The 23,481-nt window shown below is 71.8% G+C and carries 8 protein-coding genes; 4 read left to right on the top strand and 4 right to left on the bottom strand.

Annotation, left to right across the window (positions count from 1 at the left end):
- Nucleotides 1-9: 9 nt before the first annotated feature.
- Complete coding sequence (locus VM636_RS04205; RefSeq protein WP_338483357.1) at nt 10-10,626, bottom strand: type I polyketide synthase; 10,617 nt, start codon at nt 10,624-10,626, stop codon at nt 10-12.
- Nucleotides 10,627-11,190: 564 nt separating this feature from the next.
- Between VM636_RS04205 and VM636_RS04210 the strand changes: the two genes are divergently transcribed.
- The 4 genes from VM636_RS04210 to VM636_RS04225 all read left to right on the top strand — a co-directional run bounded on the left by VM636_RS04210 (nt 11,191) and on the right by VM636_RS04225 (nt 15,782).
- The gene (locus VM636_RS04210; protein WP_030423365.1) at nt 11,191-11,427 is read left to right on the top strand and encodes a phosphopantetheine-binding protein; all 237 of its coding nucleotides are present in this window, start codon (nt 11,191-11,193) and stop codon (nt 11,425-11,427) included.
- A gap of 77 nt (nt 11,428-11,504) precedes the next feature.
- On the top strand, nt 11,505-12,500 hold the full coding sequence (locus VM636_RS04215) for a helix-turn-helix domain-containing protein (RefSeq protein ID WP_338483360.1): 996 nt from the start codon (nt 11,505-11,507) through the stop codon (nt 12,498-12,500).
- Nucleotides 12,469-14,025, top strand: a complete 1,557-nt coding sequence (locus tag VM636_RS04220; protein ID WP_338483363.1) for an AMP-binding protein — start codon at nt 12,469-12,471, stop codon at nt 14,023-14,025. The genes VM636_RS04215 and VM636_RS04220 overlap by 32 nt, the downstream gene beginning before the upstream one ends.
- A 164-nt stretch (nt 14,026-14,189) precedes the next feature.
- Nucleotides 14,190-15,782: an MFS transporter gene (locus tag VM636_RS04225; RefSeq protein ID WP_030423362.1), complete on the top strand. Its 1,593-nt coding sequence runs from the start codon at nt 14,190-14,192 to the stop codon at nt 15,780-15,782.
- An 84-nt stretch (nt 15,783-15,866) separates the two neighbouring features.
- Here the strand turns inward: VM636_RS04225 and VM636_RS04230 are convergent, their stop codons facing one another.
- The 3 genes from VM636_RS04230 to VM636_RS04240 all read right to left on the bottom strand — a co-directional run bounded on the left by VM636_RS04230 (nt 15,867) and on the right by VM636_RS04240 (nt 23,473).
- The gene (locus VM636_RS04230; protein WP_234312862.1) at nt 15,867-16,628 is read right to left on the bottom strand and encodes a TetR/AcrR family transcriptional regulator; all 762 of its coding nucleotides are present in this window, start codon (nt 16,626-16,628) and stop codon (nt 15,867-15,869) included.
- Nucleotides 16,629-16,941: 313 nt separating this feature from the next.
- On the bottom strand, nt 16,942-18,144 hold the full coding sequence (locus tag VM636_RS04235; RefSeq protein WP_053914805.1) for an FAD-dependent oxidoreductase: 1,203 nt from the start codon (nt 18,142-18,144) through the stop codon (nt 16,942-16,944).
- A gap of 28 nt (nt 18,145-18,172) precedes the next feature.
- Nucleotides 18,173-23,473: a type I polyketide synthase gene (locus VM636_RS04240; protein ID WP_338483368.1), complete on the bottom strand. Its 5,301-nt coding sequence runs from the start codon at nt 23,471-23,473 to the stop codon at nt 18,173-18,175.
- Nucleotides 23,474-23,481: the final 8 nt, after the last annotated feature.

Raw genomic sequence — 23,481 nt, forward strand, 5'->3', positions numbered from 1 at the left:
GCGGGGGCGCTAGAGGAGTCCGATCTCCTTGTCCAGGACGTCGAACAGCTCGTCGTCGGTGACCGTGCCGAGGTCGTCGTCCTCCGGCCCGGTGCGGGTGGTGTCGTCGTGGGTGTCCTGCCAGCGGCGCATCAGCGCCTGGAGGCGGGAGGTGATGCGCGGCAGGTCCCCGGCATCGGGCAGCGCGGTGGTGAGGGTCGCGTCGAGCTGGTCGAGCAGGCTCAGCAGGCCGGTGGCGTCGTCCTGTTCGCCGGTTCCGTCCCCGAGGAGGCCGGTGAGGTGGGCGGCGACGGCGCGGGAGTCCGGGTGGTCGAAGACGAGGCTGGCGGGCAGGCTCAGCCCGGTGGCGTTGCCGAGGCGGCGGCGGAGTTCGACGGCGGCCAGCGAGTCGAAGCCGAGGTCCTGGAAGGCCCGGTCGGCCCCGACGGCATCGGGGGTGGGGTGGCCGAGCAGGACGGCGACGTACGAGCGGACCAGGTCGAGCAGGATCCGGCTCCGTTCTTCCTCGCTCCGGCCGGCGAGGCGCCGGCGCAGGTCGGCGGCTGCGGAGACGCCGCGAGCCGGGCCGGGGCGGCCGGGGGCGCGGACCAGGCTTTCGAGTACCGGGGGAAGGTGGCCGGCCAGGGAGCGCAGGGCGCCCTGGTCGAGGTGGAGGGCGAGCAGGGAGGCGGCCTCGGCGCGCAGCGCTTCGTCCAGGAGGGCGGTCGTCCGCTCGGCGGTCAGGGGCAGGGGGCCGGGTCCGGCCACTGCCTGTTCGTCCGGCTCTCCCGGCGCGAGCGCGAGGGAGGTCGCGGGGAGGCCGAGGGCGTGCCGGTGGCGAGCGAGGGCGTCCAGGAAGGTGTGGGCGGGGGCGGTGTGGGCCGCTCCGGCTCCGTGGACGAGGCTCTGGGTCGAGGTGATCAGCACGAAGGCCGACAGGTCGTGACCGGCGGTGAGTTCGTGCAGGTTCCAGGCGGCGCCGGCGTGGTGGCGCAGTGCCGCCTCCAGGAGGTGCGCGGTGTCCTCGCCGAGGGGGGTGCTCTCGCCGGGGCCCGTGGTGTGGACGACGGCGGTGAGCGGCTGGTCGGCGGGGAGGGCGGCCAGGAGGGCGGCGAGCGCGCCGCGGTCGGCGGGGTCGCAGTCGCTCGCGACCACCTCCGCGGCGGTGCCGTCCACGGCTCCTGGTGCGGCGGCTTCGCCGGTGAGCACGATCCGGGCGGCGCCGTGCGCGGTGGCGAGGTGACGGACCAGTGCGGCGCCCCGCGCGCTCAGGTCGCCGGCGACCAGGACGGTGCCGCCGGCGGGGGGCGGCGTCGGCTCGGTGCCGGGCTCCACCGGTACCAGCCTCGGCAGGAGTACGGTGCCGCCGCGCACGGCGAGTTCGTCGGCTCCGGTGGCAACGGCGTCCGGCAGCGCGGTCGCGGAGGCGTCCAGGCCGTCCACGTCGGCGAGGACGAACCGGCCGGGGTGTTCGCTCTGCGCCGCCCGGACCAGGCCCCACACGGGTGCGTGTCCGAGGTTCGGCGCCGCGTCACCCGCCGCGACGGCGTCGCGGGTGACGACGACCAGGCGGGGGCCGCCCTCCTCCGGTGCGTGGCGGAGGAATTCCCGAAGCCGCGCCAGGGTGTGGGCGGCGGCGGTGCCAGGTGCCGCGGGCAGGTCGCCGGCGGGGTCGGGCAGGGGCAGGAGGACGAAGTCGGGGGCAGGCCCCTCGGCGGGGTCGGCGGGGTCGTAGGCCGGGAAGGGGCGGCCGGTACGGGGGTCGTCGAGCGGTCCGGCGGAGGCGAGCACCGCGGTCCTGGTCCCGAGGTCCGCGACGTCGACGGGCGCCGGGGTCCACTCCAGGCGGTACAGCGCGCCCACGGGTGCGCCGGTGGTCAGCTCGGCCGGGGGGACGGTCCGCCAGGTGACGTCCCGGGCGCTCAGCACGGGCTCCCCCTGGTCGTCGGCGATCGTGAACGCCGCGCTGTCCGGTCCGGCCGGCCGGACCCGTATGCGCACCCGGGTGGGGGCGGTGCGGTGGATCTCGACGCCGGTCCAGGTCGTGGGGCTCAGGGGCGCGTCGCCGGGTTCGGTGTGCTCGGGCAGGGCGCCGTAGCGGGTCAGTTGGACGGCGGCGTCGAGCAGGGCGGGGTGCAGCGGGCACTGGTCGCGGACGGTGTCCTCGTCGAGGACGGCCTCGGCGAGGAGTTCGTCCCCGCGGCGCCAGGCGGCCTTCAGGGTGCGGAAGGCGGGGCCGTGTCCGTGGCCGAGGGCGAACAGCCGGTCGTAGAGGGCCTCGGGGTCGAGGGGCGTGGCGCCGGGCGGTGGCCAGGCCGCCGCGTCATCGGCCGGGGTCGTGACGGCCGGGGTGAGGACGCCTTCCGCGTGCCGGGTCCAGGGCGCCTCGTCGTCGGGACCGGGGCTGTGGGCCCGGGAGTGGATGGCGACGGTGCGGCGGCCGTCGTGCTCCGGCGCCGAGACGGTGACCCGCAGCGCGACGCCGGGACCGGCCGGGAGCGGCAGTTGCGCCGTCACGGTCAGCTCGTCCAGGCGGGGGCACCCCGTCTCGGCTCCGGCGCGCAGGGCGAGGTCGACGAAAGCGGCGGTGGGCAGGACGGCCGTTCCCAGCAGGTCGTGGTCGTCGAGCCAGGGCCGCTCGGCACGGTTCACCCGGCCGGTGAGGAGGGCGCCGCCGTCGGGGAGGGCCGCGACCGCACTGAGCAGGGGGTGGTCCGTCGCGCCGAGTCCGGCGGCGGTGAGATCCGCCCCGGCCCGCTCGGGCAGCGCCCAGAACGGCTCGCGGCGGAAGGCGTACGTCGGCAGGTCGATCCGGCGCGCTCCGCTCCCGGCGAAGAACTCCGCCCAGGCGACCGGCACATGACGCACGTGGGCGTGCGCGAGGGCGCCGGTCAGTTCCTCCGTCTCGTCGCGGTCGCGGCGCGAGAGCGGCAGGAACGCGGCCCTCGTCGTCTCGGGCAGGCAGGCCGGCCCGAGGGCGGACAGGGCCGCGTCCGGCCCGACCTCCAGGTACGTGGTGACGCCGGCCGCGTCCAGGGTGCGTACCGCGTCGGCGAACCGTACGGCCTCGCGTACATGCCTCGCCCAGTGGGCGGGGTCGGCGAGGTCGGCGGCCGTCACGGGGTGTCCGGTCAGGGTGGAGACCAGGGGGACGGAGGGTTCGGTGACCGTCATGCCGGCGGCGGCCTTCGCGAAGTCGGCCAGCATCGGTTCCATCAGCGGTGAGTGGAAGGCGTGCGACACCCGCAGCGGCTTCGCCGTGCGGCCCAGCGCGGTGAAATGGTCGGTCACGGCCCGCACGGCTGCGGAGGCGCCCGACACGACGACGGACCGCGGACCGTTGACGGCGGCGATGGCGACCTCGGCGGTGAGCAGCGGCGCCACCTCCTCCTCGCTCGCTCGCAGTGCGGTCATGGCCCCGCCTTCGGGCAGCGCCTGCATCAGCAGACCGCGCGCGGCGACCAGGCGGGCCGCGTCGGGGAGGGACAGGGCGCCGGACACGTGGGCGGCGACGAGTTCCCCGATGGAGTGACCGGCGAGGAAGTCGGGGCGCACGCCCCAGGACTCCACCAGCCGGAACAGCGCCACCTCGAAGGCGAACAGCGCGGCCTGCGTGTACGCGGTGCGGTTCAGGGCGGCCTCATCCTCGCGGATCACGGCTGCCAGCGGCCGGTCGAGATGGGCGTCGAGGGCGGCGACCACCTCGTCGAAGGCGTCCGCGAACACGGGGTGGGCTCGGTGCAGTCGTGCGCCCATGCCGAGACGCTGCGCGCCCTGCCCGGAGAACAGGAAGGCGGTGGCGCCGCCGGGCGAGACGGTGTCCGCGTCGCCGACGAGGGAGGCGGGCGGGGTGCCGGCGGCGAGGGTCGCCAGGTCACGCAGGGCCTGGGTGCGGTCGGTGACCAGGAGGGCGGCGCGTGTCTCGAGCGGGGTGCGGGTGGTGGCCAGGGAGTAGGCGACGTCGAGCGTGCTCGCACCGGGACGCGCTTGCAGGTGGGCGAGGAGGCGTTCGGCCTGGCGGGCGATGCCCTCCGGGTCACGGGCGGACAGCAGCCAGGGGGCGGGCGCGGTGTCCACGCGCGCGTCGGCGGAGGCCTCGGGGGTGGCCGGGGGCGCTTCGATGATGACGTGGGCGTTGGTGCCGCTGATGCCGAACGACGACACCCCCGCGCGACGCGGGCGGTCCCCTTCCGGCCACGGGCGCGCGGCCGCCAGCAGGGCGACGTCACCCGTCTCCCAGTCGACCTTCGGTGAGGGCTCGTCGAGGTGGAGCGACTTCGGCAGGACCCCGTGGCGCATCGCCTCGACCATCTTGATGACTCCGGCGATTCCCGCGGCGGCCTGGGCGTGGCCGATGTTGGACTTGATCGAGCCGAGGTACAGCGGCCTGCCCTCCGCGCGGTCCTGGCCGTAGGTGGCGAGGAGTGCCTGGGCCTCGATGGGGTCGCCCAGGGTGGTGCCGGTGCCGTGCGCCTCGACGGCGTCCACGTCGGCCGGGGCGAGGCGCGCGTTCGCGAGGGCCTGGCGGATGACACGCTGCTGGGAGGGACCGTTGGGGGCCATGAGGCCGTTGCTGGCACCGTCCTGGTTGACGGCGCTGCCGCGCAGGACGGCCAGCACCGGGTGGCCGTTCCGGCGGGCGTCGGAGAGCCGCTCGATGACGAGCATGCCCGCGCCCTCGGACCAGGCGGCGCCGTCCGCGGCCGAGGAGAACGAGCGGCACCGGCCGTCGCGGGAGAGACCGCGCTGACGGGCGAACTCGACGAACGTCTCGGGGGTGGACATGACGGTCACCCCGCCGACCAGGGCGAGCGCGCATTCGCCGGACCGTACGGCCTGGGCGGCCAGGTGCAGCGCCACCAGGGACGACGAGCACGCGGTGTCGACGGCGAGCGAGGGCCCCTCGAAGCCGAAGGTGTACGAGACGCGTCCGGGGCCCAGCGATCCGGCGGCGTTGTTGCCCGCGTAGTCGTGGTACATGGTGCCGGTGAAGACGCCGGTCGACGTGCCCTTGAGCGACGCCGGGTCGATCGCCGCGCGTTCCATGGCCTCCCAGGCGACCTCCAGCAGCAGCCGGTGCTGCGGGTCGGTGGTGAGCGCGTCGTTCGGGCTGATGCCGAAGAACCCGGGGTCGAAGTCGGCGGCGTCGTGCAGGAATCCGCCGTGGCGGACGTAGCAGGTGCCGGGGCGCGTGGACTCGGGGTCGTAGAGCCGCTCCAGGTCCCAGCCCCGGTTGCGGGGGAACTCGGTGATGGCGTCGACACCGTCGTCGACGAGCCGCCACAGGTCCTCGGGCGAGCGCACGCCTCCGGGGTAGCGGCAGGCCATGGAGACGATGACCACGGGGTCGTCGTCGGTGGACGGCGCGGCGACCGTCGCGGCGGCGGTACGGCTGTCGCCCGCGAGCAGGGAGTCCAGGTGTGCGGCGACGGCGCGGGCGCTGGGGTGGTCGAAGACCAGGGTGGCGGGCAGACGCAGCCCGGTCGCGGTGGTGAGCTGGTTACGCAGCTCCATCGCGGTCAGCGAGTCGAAGCCGATCTCGGTGAAGGCGCGGTCGGGCTCGACGTCGGCGGCCGATCCGTGGCCGAGCACGGAGGCCACCTGCTCCCGTACGAGATCGAGCAGGGTACGCGAGCGCTCCTTCGGGGCCAGGGCCGCGAGTGCGGTACGCGGCTGATCACCCGGTGCGGCGGACGCGGCGCGGGCCTTGCGGCGGACCAGGCCCGAAAGGATCGGCGCCGGCGGTTCCGTCGCCCGCAGGGTCTTGATGTCGAGGTGGATCGGCAGCAGGAGCGCGTCGTCCAGCCGCCCGGCCTCGTCCAGCAAGGACAGGCCGTGGGCGGCGGCGAGCGGCTGCACACCGGACTTGTTCATGCGTCGCAGGTCGGTGTCGTCCAGGCCGCCGGCCATGCCGTCGTCGTCGGACCACAGCCCCCAGGCGAGCGACTGCGCGGGCAGGCCCTGTCCCTGGCGGAGGGAGGCGAGGGCGTCCAGGAAGGCGTTGCCGGCGGCGTAGTTGGCCTGGCCGGGGTTGCCGAGGACACCGGCGACGGAGGAGAAGAGGACGAACGCGGAGAGGTTCAGCGGTGCCGTGAGCGCGTGCAGGTTCCAGGCGGCATCGATCTTCGGCCGCAGGACGCGAGCCAGTCGCGCGGCGGTGAGCGATCCGAGGGTGGCGTCGTCGAGCAGGCCCGCGCAGTGGACGACGGCTGTCGGCGGGTGCAGGGCCAGCAGGGCGTGGGCGGCGTCCCGGTCGGCGAGGTCGCACGCGACGACGGTCACCTCGGCACCCAGGCCGGTCAGTTCGGCGCCCAGTGCCTCGGCTCCCGGCGCGTCGGGACCTCGGCGGCTGGTCAGCACCAGCCGGCGTACCCCGTGGGCGGTGACCAGATGCCGGGCGACGAGGGCGCCGAGGGTGCCGGTGCCGCCGGTGACCAGGACGACGGCGTCGGCGTCGGCGGTGGCGAGGGGGGAAGGCCGGTCCGCCGTGTCCGGTGCGGGCCGGGCGCGCACCAGTCGGGGCGCCCACACACCGCTGTCCCGCAGCGCCGTCTCGGGTTCGCCGGAGGCGAGGAGTGCGGCGAGGTCGAGAGGGACGTCGGTGTCGGTGTCGGTGTCGGTGTCGGTGTCGGTGTCGGCGAGCAGGATGCGGCCGGGGTTCTCGGCCTGGGCGGACCGCACCAGGCCGGCGACGGCCGCTGCCGCCGGATCGGTGACCGTCTCGCCGGGCAGGGCCACGGCGCCCCGGGTGAGGACCAGCAGCCTGGACGACGCGAAACGCTCGTCCGTCAGCCATTCCTGGACGACGCCGAGGGCGCGAGCGGTCAGTTCGTGAGCCCCTGACACCATGTCGTCGTCGGACGCCGGGCACTCCCAGACCAGCACGGCCCCCTCCGGGAGGACGCCGTTGTGGTGGTCTCCCCAGGTCACGGTGGTGGCCGCGGGTGCGGCGGACGTGGGGGGCGCGACCTGGGTCCACCGGACGGTGTACAGGGAACCGCGCTGCGTCACGGCCGCGGGTTCCACGGCCACTGGCCGGGTGACGAGAGCGCCCACGGAGAACACGGGGCGCCCGTCGGCGTCGGCGCCGTCCACGGTGATGCTGTCGGTACCGGACGGCTTGATGCGCACCCGGAGCCGGGTCGCGCCCGTGGCACGGACGCAGACGTTCCGCCAGGCGAACGGGAGGTGGGCCACACCCCGTTCACCGGGGTTCGCGTCGGGCTCGTCGAGGAGCGAGGCGTGCAGCGCGGCGTCGAGCAGGGCGGGGTGCAGGCCGTAGTGCTCGGCGTCGGCACCCGCGGTCTCCGGCAGCGCGATGTCCGCGTAGATCTCGCCGTCCCGCCGCCAGGCGCCGCGCAGGCCCTGGAAAGCGGGCCCGTAGGCGTAGCCCTGGGTCAGCAACCGCTCGTACGAGCCGTCCAGTTCGGCGGCGACGGCACCTTCCGGGGGCCATACGGCGGTATCGAAGGCCGACACCGGGGCATCCGGGAGCAGGACGCCCTCGGCGTGCGGTGTCCAGCGGGCGTCGGCCGTGTCGTCGGCTTCGTCCCGTGCGTGCACGGTGACGCTCCGGGAGCCGGACCCATCGTCGGCGCCCACCCGGACACGGATCTGGACACCACCGTGGGCCGGCAGCACCAGGGGCGCCTGGAGGGTGAGTTCGTCGAGCGCGTCGCACCCGACCTGGGCCCCGGCACGGAGCGCCAGCTCCACCAGTCCCGATCCGGGGAACACCACCGACTCCCCCACCCGGTGGTCGGCAAGCCACGGATGGGTGTCGAGGGACAGCCGACCCGTCAGCACGGTCCCGTCGTCGCCGGGGAGCGCGACGGCCGCGCCGAGAAGGGGGTGATCGGTGGTTTCCAGGCCGAACGAGCCGGCGTCGCCGCCGCCCGCTTCCGCTTCCGCTTCCAGCCAGTACCGCTCACGCTGGAAGGCGTAGGTCGGCAGATCCACACGCCTGGCACCCGAGCCGTCGAAGTACCGGGCCCAGTCGACCCCCACCCCCGCCACATGCAGCTCACCGAGAGCGGAAACCACCGTCGGCACCTCGTCACGGCCCTTACGCATCAACGGAACGAACAGCGCGGACTCCGACTCCGTCGACTGCCGTGCCATCGCGCTCAGCACACCATCCGGACCCACCTCGACGAACGACGTCACACCACGCGACTCCGCGAACGCCACCGCGTCCGCGAACCGCACCGCCTCCCGCACATGCCGCACCCAGTACTCCGCCGAACCCCACCCCTCGGACACCTCACCCGACACCCCCGACACCACCGGAACCGAAGCAGCACCGAACGACAACCCGGCCACCACCTCACCGAACTCCGCCAGCATCGGCTCCATCAACGGCGAATGAAACGCATGCGACACCCGCAGCACACTCGTCCGCCGACCCCGCCCCTCGAACACCGCCACCACACCAGAAACCGCGGCCTCCGCACCCGACACCACCACCGAACGCGGACCATTGACCGCCGCAATCCCCACCCCCGCACCCAGCAACGGAAGCACCTCAGCCTCCGACGCCTCCACCGCCACCATCACCCCACCCGCAGGCAACCCCTGCATCAACCGCCCACGAGCCACCACCAACACAGCCGCATCCCGCAACGACAACGCACCCGACACATGCGCCGCCACAACCTCACCCACCGAATGACCCACCAGGAAGTCCGCACGCACCCCCCACGACTCCACCAACCGGAACAAAGCCGTCTCCACCGCGAACAACCCCGCCTGCGCAAACAACGTCCCACTCAACAAACCCGCGTCCGCACCCCACACCACCTCCCGCACACCACACCCCAACAACGCATCCAACTCCGCGACCACACCATCAAACGCCGCCGCGAACACCGGAAACGCCCCATACAACTCCCGGCCCATCCCCAACCGCTGCGCACCCTGCCCCGTGAACAGAAACGCCGTCGCCCCCGCCGGCCGCACCACCCCACGCACCACCGACACATCCCGCTCACCCCCCGACAACGCCCCCAGCCCCCGCACCAACTCCCCACGGTCCGCCGCCACCACCACCGCACGATGCTCCAACACCGCACGCGACACCACCGACGAAAACCCCACATCCACCAAACCAACACCAGCACCAGCACCAGCACCAGCACCAGGGACCGACCCCTCCAGCCGGTCGAGCAACCGTGCCGCCTGACCCGACAAACCAGCCCCACACCGCGCCGACAACACCACCGGCACCACCGACAGTCCCACCGGAGCCTGACCCACCGGCCCCTCATCCCCCGCCTGGGGCTCTTCCACGGTTGGGGCCTGCTCCACGATCACGTGCGCGTTCGTCCCGCTCAGACCGAACGACGACACCCCCGCACGCCGCGGACGACCCCGGTCCGGCCACACCCGCGACTCCGTCAACAACTCCACCGACCCCGACGCCCAGTCCACCTCCGGCGTCGGCACATCCACATGCAACGTCTTCGGCAGCACCCCATGACGGATCGCCTGCACCGCCTTGATCACACCACCCACACCCGCAGCCGCCTGCGCATGCCCCAGATTCGACTTCAACGACCCCAGCCACAACGGATCACCCACCCGACCCTGCCCATACGTCGCAAGCAACGCCTGCGCCTCGATCGGATCCCCCAACCGCGTCCCCGTACCATGCGCCTCCACCAGATCCACCTCCGCAGCCGTGAGCCCCGCGCCCTCCAACGCGGCACGGATCACCCGCTGCTGCGACGGACCATTCGGGGCCGTGAGGCTGCTGGAGGCACCGTCCTGGTTGATCGCGCTGCCCCGGATCACGGCGAGCACCGGGTGGCCGTTGCGCTGGGCGTCGGAGAGGCGTTCCAGCATCAGGACGCCGACGCCTTCCGAGCAGCCGGTGCCGTCGGCATCGGCGGCGAAGGCCTTGCAGCGGCCGTCCTTGGCCATGCCCCGCTGGTGGCTGAAGTAGAGGAACATGTCCGGCGTCGTCATCACCGTCACGCCACCGACCAGCGCCATCGCGCACTCGTCGGAGCGCAGCGCCTGGGCTCCGAGGTGCAGGGCGACGAGCGAGGACGAACACGCGGTGTCGACCGTCAGGGAGGGGCCTTCGAGTCCCAGCGTGTAGGAGACCCGGCCGGACACCAGGCTGCCGCCGGTGGTCGCGGCGGACTCGGTGCCGAGCGCGTAGTCGTGGTACATGACGCCGGCGAAGACGCCGGTCCGGCTGCCCTTCAGCGACAGCGGGTCGATCCCCGCGCTCTCCACGGCCTCCCAGGACGTCTCCAGCAACAACCGCTGCTGCGGATCCATCCCCAACGCCTCACGCGGTGAGATACCGAACGCACCCGCGTCGAAATCAGCCGCGTCGTACAGAAACCCACCCTCACGCGTCACCGTGCGGTTCGGCTTCCCCGGCTCCGGATCGTAGATCCCGTCCACGTCCCAGCCACGATCCACCGGAAACGCCGACACCCCGTCCCGGCCCTCGACCACCAGATCCCACAACTCGTCCGGAGAAGCCACCCCACCCGGATAACGACACGCCATCCCCACGATCGCGACCGGCTCGCCGTTGGACTTGCGTTCGGCGGCGGCGAGCCTTTTGCGTGTGTCGCGCAGGTCGGCTGTCGCCCGGCGCAGATACTCGAGAAGTTTCGCCTCGTTGTTCACCGAGCATGCCCTCCTGTGTCGTGACGTTCAGCGGACCGCCGACGCGGTGGCGGAAATGAAGAGTGGGTCACTTGGAAAATTACGGCGTCGGCCGACGGCTGCCCACCCCTTAGTCGGGCGCCGGGTCCCCACAATCGCGCCCCTGCCCCACCCCGACGACCCCAGAGCCGGGACGCGCCGGCCCGTCCCGCGACAGGGCCGCCACGTGGCGGTCGCGGGCACCTCTCCCCCCGGCCCCACCTGCGGTTCCGTGTGCGGTGGTGGGGGGCGAACGCTCTGCCCCGCGGCCGGGGGGGTTCGTCGCGGCGCTTTCATAGGGGCGGGTAGGGGTAGGGAATCAGGCGCGCCGGGACTAGCGTCTGGCTCCGGGGACCCCTCTCGCCGGGCAGGTGGGCGAGCGGCTGTTTTCCCGTCCTGTTTCCGCCCGTCCCCGTTCGTTGTCCGCACTGGCGCCTCGGTCGGCCTGCTCGTCTTTCCGTCGCTGTCCGCAGTGCGGTTCCGCGTGCCGGCATCGGTGCGGAATCCCGGCGTCATCATCCACCTTGCGTCTGAACCGGAGTCATCATGTGGGATGAGCAGTTCGACATTCTCCTGCGGAAGCAGCTTTCCTTTCTTCCGCCGGGCGAGCCGATCACCGGCGACATGCGGCTGCGCGATTTCGGACTCGATTCGCTCGGCATGATCGAGCTGCTCGCGGGGCTCGAATCCGCCTACGCCGTCCACTTCCGCGATGAGGCGCTCTCCCTGGAGATCTTCGAGACGCCGGACGCTCTCTGGAACTCGCTGCAGCGCCTGCGCTGAGGGCCGCGACCATGCGACGCGTCCCGACGCTGTGCCTGCGGGAGGGTGACCGAGCACGTCTGGAGACGCTCACCCGTATGACGACCGCGCCCGCCGGTCTCGTGCGGCGGGCGCGGATCGTCCTCCTCGCCGCGGACGGCGTCTCCAACACGGAGATCGCCGCCGCGCTGCGGGTCTCCCGCCCCACGGTCATCAAGTGGCGTGCCCGCTATGCGGAGTCGGGGATGGCCTCACTGGGTGACCTGCCGCGTCCGGGCCGTCCTTCGACGGTGGACGAGGTGGCGGTCCTGGTGGCCACGCTCGCCGACGGTGGTACGCCGCCGGCCCGGTTGCGGGCCCGGTACTGGACGTCGCGGCTGCTGGCGGGTGAGTTGGGGATCGCCCACTCCACGGTCTCGCGCGTGTGGCGCAAGTGGAGCGTGCAGCCCCGGCGTCCCGAGTCCTTCCAGTTGCCCGCCGTCCCGCCGCTGGGCCCCGGCGCCCAGCGCGGTGTCGTCGGGGTCTGTCTCACTCCGCCGTGGAACGCCGTGGTGCTCAGGGCGGACGACGGGCACGGCTCCCGGACCGAAGAGCGGCTCCGGCCACTGCTGTTCGGTCGTACCCGGCCGGGGACCTCCCGGGCGTACGCCCTGCCCGCCTTCCTGAACTTCCTGAACGCGGTCGCCCGGACGCACCCCTATCCGCGACTGCACGTCCTCACGGACGGGGAGGGCCCCGCGCCTTCCCGGGAGGTGCGGGCGTGGCTGGCGAGGAACCCGCAGGTCACCCTGCACCACGCGCCGGCCGGCTGTCGCTGGAGCGATCTCGCCGAAGTCCTGCTGCGGGTCGGTGGCCCGGCGGCCACGCTCCACGGTGCGTTCACCAGCGTCCCGGCTCCGGGCCTTTCACTGCACGCCCTGGTCGAGGCCCAGTCTCCGCACGTCCTGACCGAGCCCCGTCGAAGCTCCCGGCACGGGCCTCTCGTCCTGGGGTCCGGCGAGGGGCTCGCGCGCGACAGGAACAGCTCCACCTCACTCATCCACCGCCACCCGGGGACCACTCATGGACCAGACACCGGCCCACGCCCTCTATGACCGTTTCCTGCGCGGACTCGCGCGGTCACCCCACGGAGTGGCGATTCGCGCGAACGGCACGGCGCTGACGTACCAGGAGCTGTACGACCGGGCGCTGACCTGGGCGGGCTCGCTGCTGGCCGCGCTCCCGGAGCGCCCCGCGGCGGTGGGTGTGCTGGCGGGCAAGAGTGTCGACGCGTACACGTCCATCCTGGCCTGCCTGTTCACCGGGGTGCCGATGGTGCCCTTGCAGCCTTCCTTTCCCGTGCTCCGCACCCGTCGGATGCTCGAAGCCGCCGGCGTCGAGGCGCTGATCGTGGACGGCGAGGCCGCCACGGTACTGGGAAAGCTGCGCGCGGACGGGGTCGCCCTTCCCGCGCTGCTGGACGGGGACGGCGACGATCCGTCCGGCGAGGGGCTGATCGCGCCGGATCCGGCGCGGCGCCTGCCGCGTCCCCACCCGGTCGCGGCCGACGACATCGCCTACGTGCTGTTCACCTCCGGGTCGACGGGCCGCCCGAAGGGGGTACCGGTCACGCACGCCAACGGCGCCCACTACTTCGGTCTGCTCGACGAGCGGTACGACTTCGGACCCGACGACGTGTTCTCGCAGAACTTCGACCTCAACTTCGACTGCGCGATGTTCGACCTGTTCTGCGCGTGGGGGGCGGGCGCCACACTGGTGGCCGTGCCGGCGGCCGCCTATCGGGATCTGCCCGGGTTCGTCGCCGAGCAGGGCATCACCGTGTGGTTCTCCACCCCCAGCGTGGTCGGCCTGCTCCGGCGCACGGGCGGACTGACGGACGGCGCGCTGCCGTCCCTGCGCTGGAGCTTCTTCGCCGGTGAGGCGGTGACGTGCCAGGACGTGACGGACTGGCGGCACGCGGCGACGGGGTCGGTGGTCGAGAACCTCTACGGGCCCACGGAGCTGACCATCACCATCACCCGGCACCGCTGGTCGTCCGAGTCCTCGCCTCGGATCGCGGCCGCGGGTGTCGTACCGATCGGGCCGGTGCACGCGGGCCACGCGTGGCTGTTGCTCGGCGCGGACGGGGAACCGGACCCGGAGGAGGGTGAGTTGTGCGTCGCCGGTCCGCAGCTCATGGCCGGCTACCTGGACCCGTCCGACGACGTGGGCCGGTTCCTGGAGCGGGAGGGCACGCGCTACTACCGGACGGGCGACCGGGTCCGGCTGGGCCGGGACGGCCAGTTGCTCTACCTCGGACGGCTGGACCAGCAGGTCCAGGTGCGGGGCGTGCGCATCGAACTCGCGGAGATCGACGAGGCGTTGCGCCACTGCCGGGGGGTGGACGACGCCGTGACGGTGCCGCTGCCGTCCGAGCAGGGCATCAGCCTGGCGGCGTTCCACACCGGGGACCGCGTCCCGCCGGTCACCCTGGCCCGCGAGCTGAGCCGCACGCTCCCCCGGGCCGTGCTCCCCCAGCACTTCTTCCACCTCGCGGAGTTCCCTCTCAACGCCAACCGGAAGATCGACCGCCGAGCCCTGCTGCGTCGCGCGCTCGAGTTGCTCGACGACGGGCACTGAGAGGCGGGGCAGCCCCGCGGCGACCGCGCGGAGGCACCCGCGGACGCGGCGCACATCTCGTTCCGAGTACGTGACACGCGATGCGTATGCGATACGCGCGTACCTGGTACGCTCAGCGTGTTACGTACTCGGCGACATGACGCAGGAAGGCATGGACGTTCGCCATGACAGAAAACAAGCCCCGGGCGGGGATCAAGGAATGGCTCGGCCTCGTGGTGATCGTCCTGGTCACCCTGCTGATCGCCGTTGACATCTCGGTACTCGGTTTCGCGCTCACGCCCATCAGCGAGTCGCTGAAGCCGAGCGCCACCCAGCTGCTGTGGATCATGGACACCTACAGCTTCGTGCTGGCCGGCGCGCTGATCACGATGGGCTGGGTGGGCGACCGGTTCGGCCGCCGCAAGCTCCTGATCATCGGCGCCCTGGTCTTCGGCGTCGCCTCCGCGATCGCCGCGACGGCGGAGAGCGCCGAGATGCTGATCGGCGCGCGGGCCCTGCTGGGGCTCGGCGCCGCGACGCTGACGCCGACCTCGCTGGCCCTGATCCGCAACATGTTCCAGGACTCGAAGCAGCGCAAGTCCGCCATCGCGGCCTGGAGCGCCACGCTCGCCACCGGGGCGGCCCTCGGCCCGGTCGTCGGCGGCCTGCTGCTGAACCACTTCTGGTGGGGCTCGGTCTTCATGATCAACATTCCGGTGATGGTGCTGGTGCTGATCCTGGCCCCGATCCTGCTCCCGGAGCGGCGCGACTCCTCCCGCGGCAAGCTGGACGTACTCGGCGCGGTCCTGTCGATGGCCGGCATCATGCCGTTCATCTACGGCCTCAAGGAGCTGGCCGTGGACGGCTGGGCCCGCGACTCCGCGATCTGGGCCGCCGCCGGCGCCGTCCTGCTCGTCGCCTTCGTGCAGCGCCAGCGCACGTCGCCCCACCCGCTCATCGACGTCTCGCTGTTCCGCTACGGCGGCTTCACCGGGGCGATCCTCACCAACCTGATGGTGATGTTCTCGTTCATGGGCGTCAGCATCCTCACCAACCAGTTCCTCCAGATGGTGCTGGGCATGACCCCGTTCCGGGCGGCCCTGTGGTCCATGGCCGTGATGCCCGCGATCGGCATCGCGGTCGGTCTCGTCTCGGCCCTGTCCCGCAAGATCAAGCCGGTCCACCTGGTCGCCGGCGGCATGCTCACGATGGCCGTCGGCTTCGGTGTCCTGAGCCGTCTCACCGTGGAATCGAACGTCGCCCTCCTGCTCACGGGCGTGGGTCTGATGGCGGCCGGCATGACCGCCTCGAAGACGCTCACGGCGGAGATCGTGGTCACCTCGGCGCCGAAGGAGCACGCCGGGTCGGCCACGGCCACCTCGGAGACCTTCACCGAGTTCGGCAGCGCGTTCGGCTTCGCGGTCATCGGCAGCATCGGTTCCGCCATCTACCGGCATGACATGAACGCGGTAAGTCCGGCCGGTCTCGGCGGCGAGGCGCTGGGCGCGGTGCGCAACACCATCGGCGGTGCCCACACCATCGCCTCCCAGCAGCCGGCCGCGATCGCCGCCGAACTGCTCTCCGCGAGCCGGGCTGCGTTCACCCACGGTCTCCAGGTGGCCGCGCTCTCCGGGGCCGCCGCCATGGTCGTGGTGGCCGCGATCGTCGCGATGCTGCTGCGCAAGGTGCCGATCGAGACGGGTGAGCGGGTCGACCCGTACGACATCGACGCACCGGCGACCGTCCCCGCCTCGGGACACGTGCAGTCCACCGTCTGAGCCGCCGGGCACGGACGGAAAGGGGGCCGGTTCCCCACCCCGCGGGGTAGGGAACCGGCCCCCTTCGCGTAGGCCCCGACCGTGTCAGGTCAGGGGCTCCTCGCCGTCGCGGGTCCGCACGAGCACCTCGACCCCGTCCAGCACGCGTTGGAGGCCGAAGGCGAAGTCGTCCTCGGGCTCCTCGAACGCCCCGGCCTCCAGCAACTCCGCGAGCGCGGGGAAGGAAGCGGAGTCGACGTACTTGGCCAACGCGCGCACGTAGTTGGCCATCAGGTCCTCCTCGCTGACGCCATGGGTGACCACGCCGAGCGCCAACTGCACGTTGTTGCGGACGTAGCCGATCATCAGCATCATCACGGAGAGCTTCTCGTCCGGCCTCAGGCTCGTGCCCCCCAAGGTGCGCAGGCCGCACTCCAGCCAGCTCAGCTGGCCTGGCTCCAGGGGCGGGCCACTGACCGAGATCTGGAGCATCCACGGGTGCCGGCGGAAGACCTCCTGGAAGGCGCGGGCCCACTGCTCCAGGCCGGCCCGCCAGTCCCCCTCCACCATGTCGATGTGCGGCGGGGTGCCGTAGGCCATGTCCAGCATCAGCTGGCACAGCTCGTCCTTGCTCGACACGTGCCGGTAGAGCGACATGGTGCCGAAGTCGAGGCTCTTGGCGACGCGGGACATCGACAGCCCGGCCAGACCGTCGGCGTCCGCGGACTCGATGGCGGCCGCCACGATCCGCTCGACGCTCAGTCCGATCCGCGCGGTGCGCTGTTCGCGGTTACGCAGCTCCCACAGCACCTCGATACTGTTCGGCAGGCCAGCGCCTTCCTTGCTCGTTCCTTCACCAGTACTCATCTCGTGCCTGTCTTCATCGGAAGCCTTCCCATGCGTATGACGCACGCATAGAGCATCGTATTCGCCCGGAGGGCCGCCGTGTGCGAAGTGGGGGTGACACTGAGGTGGGGAGACGGTGTAGCACCGCGCTCGGTGAGGTCCGGTGTGCCGCGTGCCCGCTCCGGACCTTGAGGGGAATGGAATCGTACTCCGGCGTCCCCTGGTTCTCCGCGGAGGCGACGCCTCCTGGTTTCACGCGATCCGGATCGCCGCCCTCTCCCAGCCCGATGAGCACCGGATCCTCGGGGGGCCGGTCCGTACCGGCCCCGGGTTCTCAGACGCCTGCCGCCGCGGCGGCGAGTTCGGACGACGGAAGGCCGACCAGGAGCCTGCACCGCCGCAGGCCGCGCGCGCTGTTCCAGCCCAGCGCGCCGACCAGCATCCCGCCCCGGTGATACGCCGCGACGAACTCCCGGTCGGCCGTCGACCCGCTGATGATCTCCGTCCGCGCGTCCGGCGGGCACCAGCCGATGGTCTGGATCTTCGCCCCGAACTGCTGGGTCCAGCCGAACGGCACCGGCGCGTACGGCCGGCCGCCGGCGTCACCCGCGAGCAGGTTGGAGACGACCGCCATGGCCTGCTGGGAGGCGTTGGTCCGCTGTTCCAGCCTGACCCGGGCCCCGGCCAGCATCGAGTGGGGCCAGTTGGCGACGTCGCCGGCCGCCCATACGCCGGGGGCGGCGCGACAGTAGGCGTCACACAGGACGCCGTCGCCCAGCGCCAGTCCGGAGTCGGCGAGCCAGTCCACGGCCGGGACGGAGCCGATCGCGACGACGACCAGATCGGCGTCGATCCGGGTGCCGTCGGCCAGCAGGACGGCGCGGACGTCACCCCGGTCCTGGGCCGTGCCCACGACCTGGGCACCCAGGACGAGCCGTACTCCGTGGTCCCGGTGCAGGCCGGCCACCAGTTCGCCGATTCCGGCGCCCACCTGGCGCTCGAGGGGCTGGTCGTGGGCAGCGATGAGGGTCACGTCGAGCCCGGCCTCACGGGCGGTGGCGGCGATCTCCGTACCAAGGAATCCGGCCCCGATCACCGCGACTGTGGGTGCCGTTGCGAGCGCCCGGCGCAGGCGGACGGCGTCGTCCAGCGAGCGGAGCACGTGGATGCCCCGCAGGCCGTCCCCGTACGGAAGCCGGCGCGGGCGGAGTCCGGTCGCGATGACGGCCGCGTCGTAGGGCAGCCGCTCACCGGTGGAGAGGGTGACGTGCCGGGCCGCCTGGTCCAGGCCGGTGGCCCGGCAGCCGAGACGCAGATCGACGTCGACGGCGGCGAGCGCGTCCTCCTGGCGCAGCCAGGTGCTCGACGGCTCCCACCTCTCGCCCAGCAGCTCTTTGGACAGGGGCGGCCGGTCGTAGGGCGGATGGCGCTCGGCACCGACGAGTGTCAGGCCGCCCTCGTACCCCTTGGCCCGCAGCGTCTCCACCGCGGTCAGCCCTGCGGCCGCCGCGCCCACGACGACTATCCGGTTCAGCACACTCGCTCCTCATGCGGTCGGTCGGCCCTCATGCCCATGCCTCGGCCCCGCCGTCGAGAATGTCGAACAGCTCATCCGCGGTCGCCGCGCTCAGGTCGTCTGGGGATGCGTCCTCGCCGAAGAGCGTCAGCCTCAGGTGCGTGGCGAGCTCGGCGGCCGAGGGGTAGTCGAAGATCAGGGTCGGCGCGAGCCGGCAGCCGGTGACCTCGTTGAGCCGGTTCCTGAGTTCCAGCGCGGTCAGCGAGTCGAAGCCGATGTCGAGGAATCCCCGCTCGGCCGCGATGTCTTCGGCACCGGAGTGACCGAGGACGGCGGCGGCGTGACCGCGTACCAGGTCCAGCAGGGCCCGTTCACGGTCCTCGGTGCTCAGTCCCGTGAGGCGGGCCACCAGCGCGGCGGGGTCGGAGCCCTTGGTGCGGGTGCGCTCCACGGTCCTGCCCTCTGTGGGCACCATGTCCCGCAGGAACGCGTGCAGTTCGCCGGGCTTGGCCCTGAGTGCCGGTACGTCGACGGCGAGGGGCACGAGCGCGGCGCGACCGGAGTCGATTCCGGCGTCGAAGAGGCGGAGGGCGTCGGCGACACCGAGCGCGGGGAGACCGCGCGCCGCCATGAGGCGGACGTCCTCGTCGAGGGCTTCGGTCAGTCCGGTGGCGACGTCCCACAGGCCGTAGGCGAGCGAGGTGGCGGGCAGACCCAGCGAACGCCGATGCACGGCAAGAGCGTCCAGGAACACATTGGCCGCCGCATAGTTGGCCTGCCCCGCCGCGAGAACCGAACCCCCCGCCGACGAGAACATCACGAAGAACGCCAGATCACGCTCACACGTCACCTCATGCAAATACCACGCCGCATCAGCCTTCGGCCCCAACACCCCATCCAGACGCGACACGTCCATCGACCCGATCAGACCATTGTCACCCGCACCCGCCGCATGAACCACACCCACCAGATCCGCACCCACACCCTCCACCAACGCCGCGACCGCACCACGATCCGACACATCACAGGCCACCACCGACACCTCGGCACCCAGCCCCTCCAACTCCCCCACCAGCACATCCACGCCGGGAGCATCCGGCCCACGACGCCCCGCCAACACCAGACGCCGCACCCCCCGCACCTCCACCAGATGCCGGGCCACCAGACCACCCAGACCACCCGTACCACCCGTCACCAGCACCACACCATCCGGCACCACGTCGGCGACAGCCGAAGCCCCCACCTCCACCAGACGCGGAACCAGCACCTCACCACCCCGCACCGCGACCTCAGGCTCACCCGACGCCAACACAGCCGCCGCCACATCCCCGAAGACCCCACCCCCAGGATCCACATCCACCAGCACAAACCGACCCGGATTCTCCGCCTGCGCCGCCCGCACCAGACCCCACACCGGAGCCTGGCACACATCCACCCCCTCCCCCTCACCCACCGACACACCACCACGCGTCACCACCACCAACGGACCCTCACCCTCAGCCCGCAACCACCCCTGAACCGCCTCCAACACCCCACCCAACACCGACCGCACACCCCGCACCGGATCCACACCCACCGACAACAACGGCACCTCGAACACCGCCGGCACCACAGCAGACCCAGACCCAAACCCAGACCCAGACACAGACACAACAGCCTCAGACACCGAGGCAGACGCAGAGGCAGAGGCAGAGGCAGACGACCCCAAAGGCCGCCACACCACCTCATGCAGACCACCCACCCCAGCCGAACCACCCAACTGCCCCACCGACACCGGACGGAAGGTCAGGCCACCGATCGTGGCCACCGGTGAGCCATCCTGGTTCGCCAGGCTCAGCGTGCGGCCGTTGACGCCCTGGGGCGAGATCCGAACCCGAAGCGCGCGGGCACCGGCGGCATGCAGGGAAACGTTCGTCCAGGAGAAGGGCAGCTCGGTCGGTTCGTCGCCCGTGACGTCCTCGCCGACTCCCAGGGCGTGCATGGTGGAGTCGAGGAGAGCGGGGTGCAGACCGAAACGCTCGGCGTCGGCATGCGCCTGCTCGGGCAGTTCGACCTCGGCGAAGATGTCGTCCCCGCGCCGCCACACGGCTTTCAGCCCCTGGAAGACGGGCCCGTAGGCGTAGCCCTGCTTCCGGAGCAACGCGTAGGAGTCCTCGGTCCGTACGGTTTCGGCGCCCGGTGGGGGCCATGCGCTGAGGTCGAAGGCCGGCGCCGCCTGAGCCGAACCAGCGCCCAGCACACCATCCGCGTGGAGCACCCACTCGGCCCCCGCACCACCACTCTCCGGCCGCGAATGCACCCGCACCGAACGAGACCCCACCTCGTCCCGACCACCGACCACCACCTGCAACGCCACCCCACCACGCTCCGGAAGCACCAACGGAGCCTGCAACGTCAACTCCTCCACCACCCCACAACCCACCTCATCAGCAGCCCGCACCACCAACTCCACAAACGCCGCACCCGGCAACAACACCGAACCCAGCACATCGTGATCCGCCAACCACGACATCCCCTCCACCGACAACCGACCCGTCAACACCACACCACCCGAATCAGGCAACGCCACCGCCGCACCCAAAACCGGATGATCCACCCCCACCTGACCCAGCCCACCAGCATCCCCAGCACCCACCGACTCCAGCCAGTACCGCTCACGCTGGAACGCGTAGGTCGGCAGATCCACACGCCTGGCACCCGAGCCGTCGAAGTACCGGGCCCAGTCGACCCCCACCCCCGCCACATGCAACTCACCGAGAGCGGAAACCACCGTCGGCACCTCGTCACGGCCCTTACGCATCAACGGAACGAACAGCGCGGACTCCGACTCCGTCGACTGCCGTGCCATCGCGCTCAGCACACCATCCGGACCCACCTCGACGAACGACGTCACACCACGCGACTCCGCGAACGCCACCGCGTCCGCGAACCGCACCGCCTCCCGCACATGCCGCACCCAGTACTCCGCCGAACCCCAATCCTGCGATACCTCACCCGACACCCCCGACACCACCGGAACCGAAGCAGCACCGAACGACAACCCGGCCACCACCTCACCGAACTCCGCCAGCATCGGCTCCATCAACGGCGAATGAAACGCATGCGACACCCGCAGCACACTCGTCCGCCGACCCCGCCCCTCGAACACCGCCACCACACCAGAAACCGCGGCCTCCGCACCCGACACCACCACCGAACGCGGACCATTGACCGCCGCGATCCCCACCCCCGCACCCAGCAACGGAAGCACCTCAGCCTCCGACGCCTCCACCGCCACCATCACCCCACCCGCCGGCAACCCCTGCATCAACCGCCCACGAGCCACCACCAACACAGCCGCATCCCGCAACGACAACGCACCCGACACATGCGCCGCCACAACCTCACCCACCGAATGACCCACCAGGAAGTCCGCACGCACCCCCCACGACTCCACCAACCGGAACAAAGCCGTCTCCACCGCGAACAACCCCGCCTGCGCAAACAACGTCCCACTCAACAAACCCGCGTCCGCACCCCACACCACCTCCCGCACACCACACCCCAACAACGCATCCAACTCCGCGACCACACCATCAAACGCCGCCGCGAACACCGGAAACGCCCCATACAACTCCCGGCCCATCCCCAACCGCTGCGCACCCTGCCCCGTGAACAGAAACGCCGTCGCCCCCGCCGGCCGCACCACCCCACGCACCACCGACACATCCCGCACACCCCCCGACAACGCCCCCAGCCCCCGCACCAACCCCTCACGGTCCGCCGCCACCACCACCGCACGATGCTCCAACACCGCACGCGACACCACCGATGAAAACCCCACATCCACCAAACCAACACCAGCACCAGCACCAGCACCAGCACCAGGAACCGGCTCTTCCAACCCCTCCAGCCGGTCCAGCAACCGCGCCGCCTGACCCGACAAACCACCCCCACACCGCGCCGACAACACCACCGGAACCACCGGCAAACCCAGGCCCTCATCCTCCGCCGGGTCCTCTTCCACCACCGGGGCCTGCTCCACGATCACGTGCGCGTTCGTCCCACTCAGACCGAACGACGACACCCCCGCACGCCGCGGACGACCCCGGTCCGGCCACACCCGCGACTCCGTCAACAACTCCACCGACCCCGACGCCCAGTCCACCTCCGGCGTCGGCACATCCACATGCAACGTCTTCGGCAGCACCCCATGACGGATCGCCTGCACCGCCTTGATCACACCACCCACACCCGCGGCCGCCTGCGTATGCCCCAGATTCGACTTCAACGACCCCAGCCACAACGGATCGCCCACCCGACCCTGCCCATACGTCGCAAGCAACGCCTGCGCCTCGATCGGATCCCCCAACCGCGTCCCCGTACCATGCGCCTCCACCAGATCCACCTGATCCGACGAAACCCGCGCGTCCGCCAACGCCGCGCGGATCACCCGCTGCTGCGACGGACCGTTGGGGGTGGTCATGCCGCTGGAGGCACCGTCCTGGTTGATCGCGCTGCCCCGGATCACGGCGAGCACCGGGTGGCCGTTGCGCTGGGCGTCGGAGAGGCGTTCCAGCATCAGGACGCCGACGCCTTCCGAGCAGCCGGTGCCGTCGGCATGGGCGGCGAAGGACTTGCACCGGCCGTCCTTGGCCATGCCCCGCTGGTGGCTGAAGTAGAGGAACATGTCCGGCGTCGTCATCACGGTCACGCCACCGACCAGCGCCATCGCGCAGTCGCCCTTGCGCAGTGCCTGGCCGGCCCAGTGGAGGGCGACGAGCGAGGACGAGCAGGCGGTGTCGACGGTGACGGCGGGGCCCTCGAGGCCGAGGGTGAAGGCGACGCGGCCGGAGACCAGGCTGCCGTCGCTCGTTCCGGGCCCGTAGTCGTGGTACATGACGCCGGCGAAGACGCCGGTCCGGCTGCCCTTCAGCGACAGCGGGTCGATCCCCGCGCTCTCCACGGCCTCCCAGGACGTCTCCAGCAACAACCGCTGCTGCGGATCCATCCCCAACGCCTCACGCGGTGAGATACCGAACGCACCCGCGTCGAAATCAGCCGCGTCGTACAGGAACCCACCCTCACGCGTCACCGTGCGGTTCGGCTTCCCCGGCTCCGGATCGTAGATCCCGTCCACGTCCCAGCCACGATCCACCGGAAACGCCGACACCCCGTCCCGGCCCTCGACCACCAGATCCCACAACTCGTCCGGAGAAGCCACCCCACCCGGATAACGACACGCCATCCCCACGATCGCGATCGGCTCGCCGGCGTCCTGGGTGAGGCGGTCGTTGTGCGAGCGGAGGCGTTCGTTCTCGACCATGGCCGCCCGGAGGGCGGCGACGAGCTGCTCTACAGATGCTTCCATGATGTTCC

The sequence above is a fragment of the Streptomyces sp. SCSIO 75703 genome, assembly GCF_036607905.1.
In the GTDB taxonomy this organism is placed as follows: domain Bacteria; phylum Actinomycetota; class Actinomycetes; order Streptomycetales; family Streptomycetaceae; genus Streptomyces.

Bases quoted from the DNA above. Each gene is read 5' to 3' on its own strand.
- VM636_RS04210 (WP_030423365.1), top strand. From the start codon at position 11,191: ATGTGGGATGAGCAGTTCGACATTCTCCTGCGGAAGCAGCTTTCCTTT.
- VM636_RS04215 (WP_338483360.1), top strand. From the start codon at position 11,505: ATGACGACCGCGCCCGCCGGTCTCGTGCGGCGGGCGCGGATCGTCCTC.
- VM636_RS04220 (WP_338483363.1), top strand. From the start codon at position 12,469: ATGGACCAGACACCGGCCCACGCCCTCTATGACCGTTTCCTGCGCGGA.
- VM636_RS04225 (WP_030423362.1), top strand. From the start codon at position 14,190: ATGACAGAAAACAAGCCCCGGGCGGGGATCAAGGAATGGCTCGGCCTC.
- VM636_RS04230 (WP_234312862.1), bottom strand. From the start codon at position 16,628: ATGAGTACTGGTGAAGGAACGAGCAAGGAAGGCGCTGGCCTGCCGAAC.
- VM636_RS04240 (WP_338483368.1), bottom strand. From the start codon at position 23,473: ATGGAAGCATCTGTAGAGCAGCTCGTCGCCGCCCTCCGGGCGGCCATG.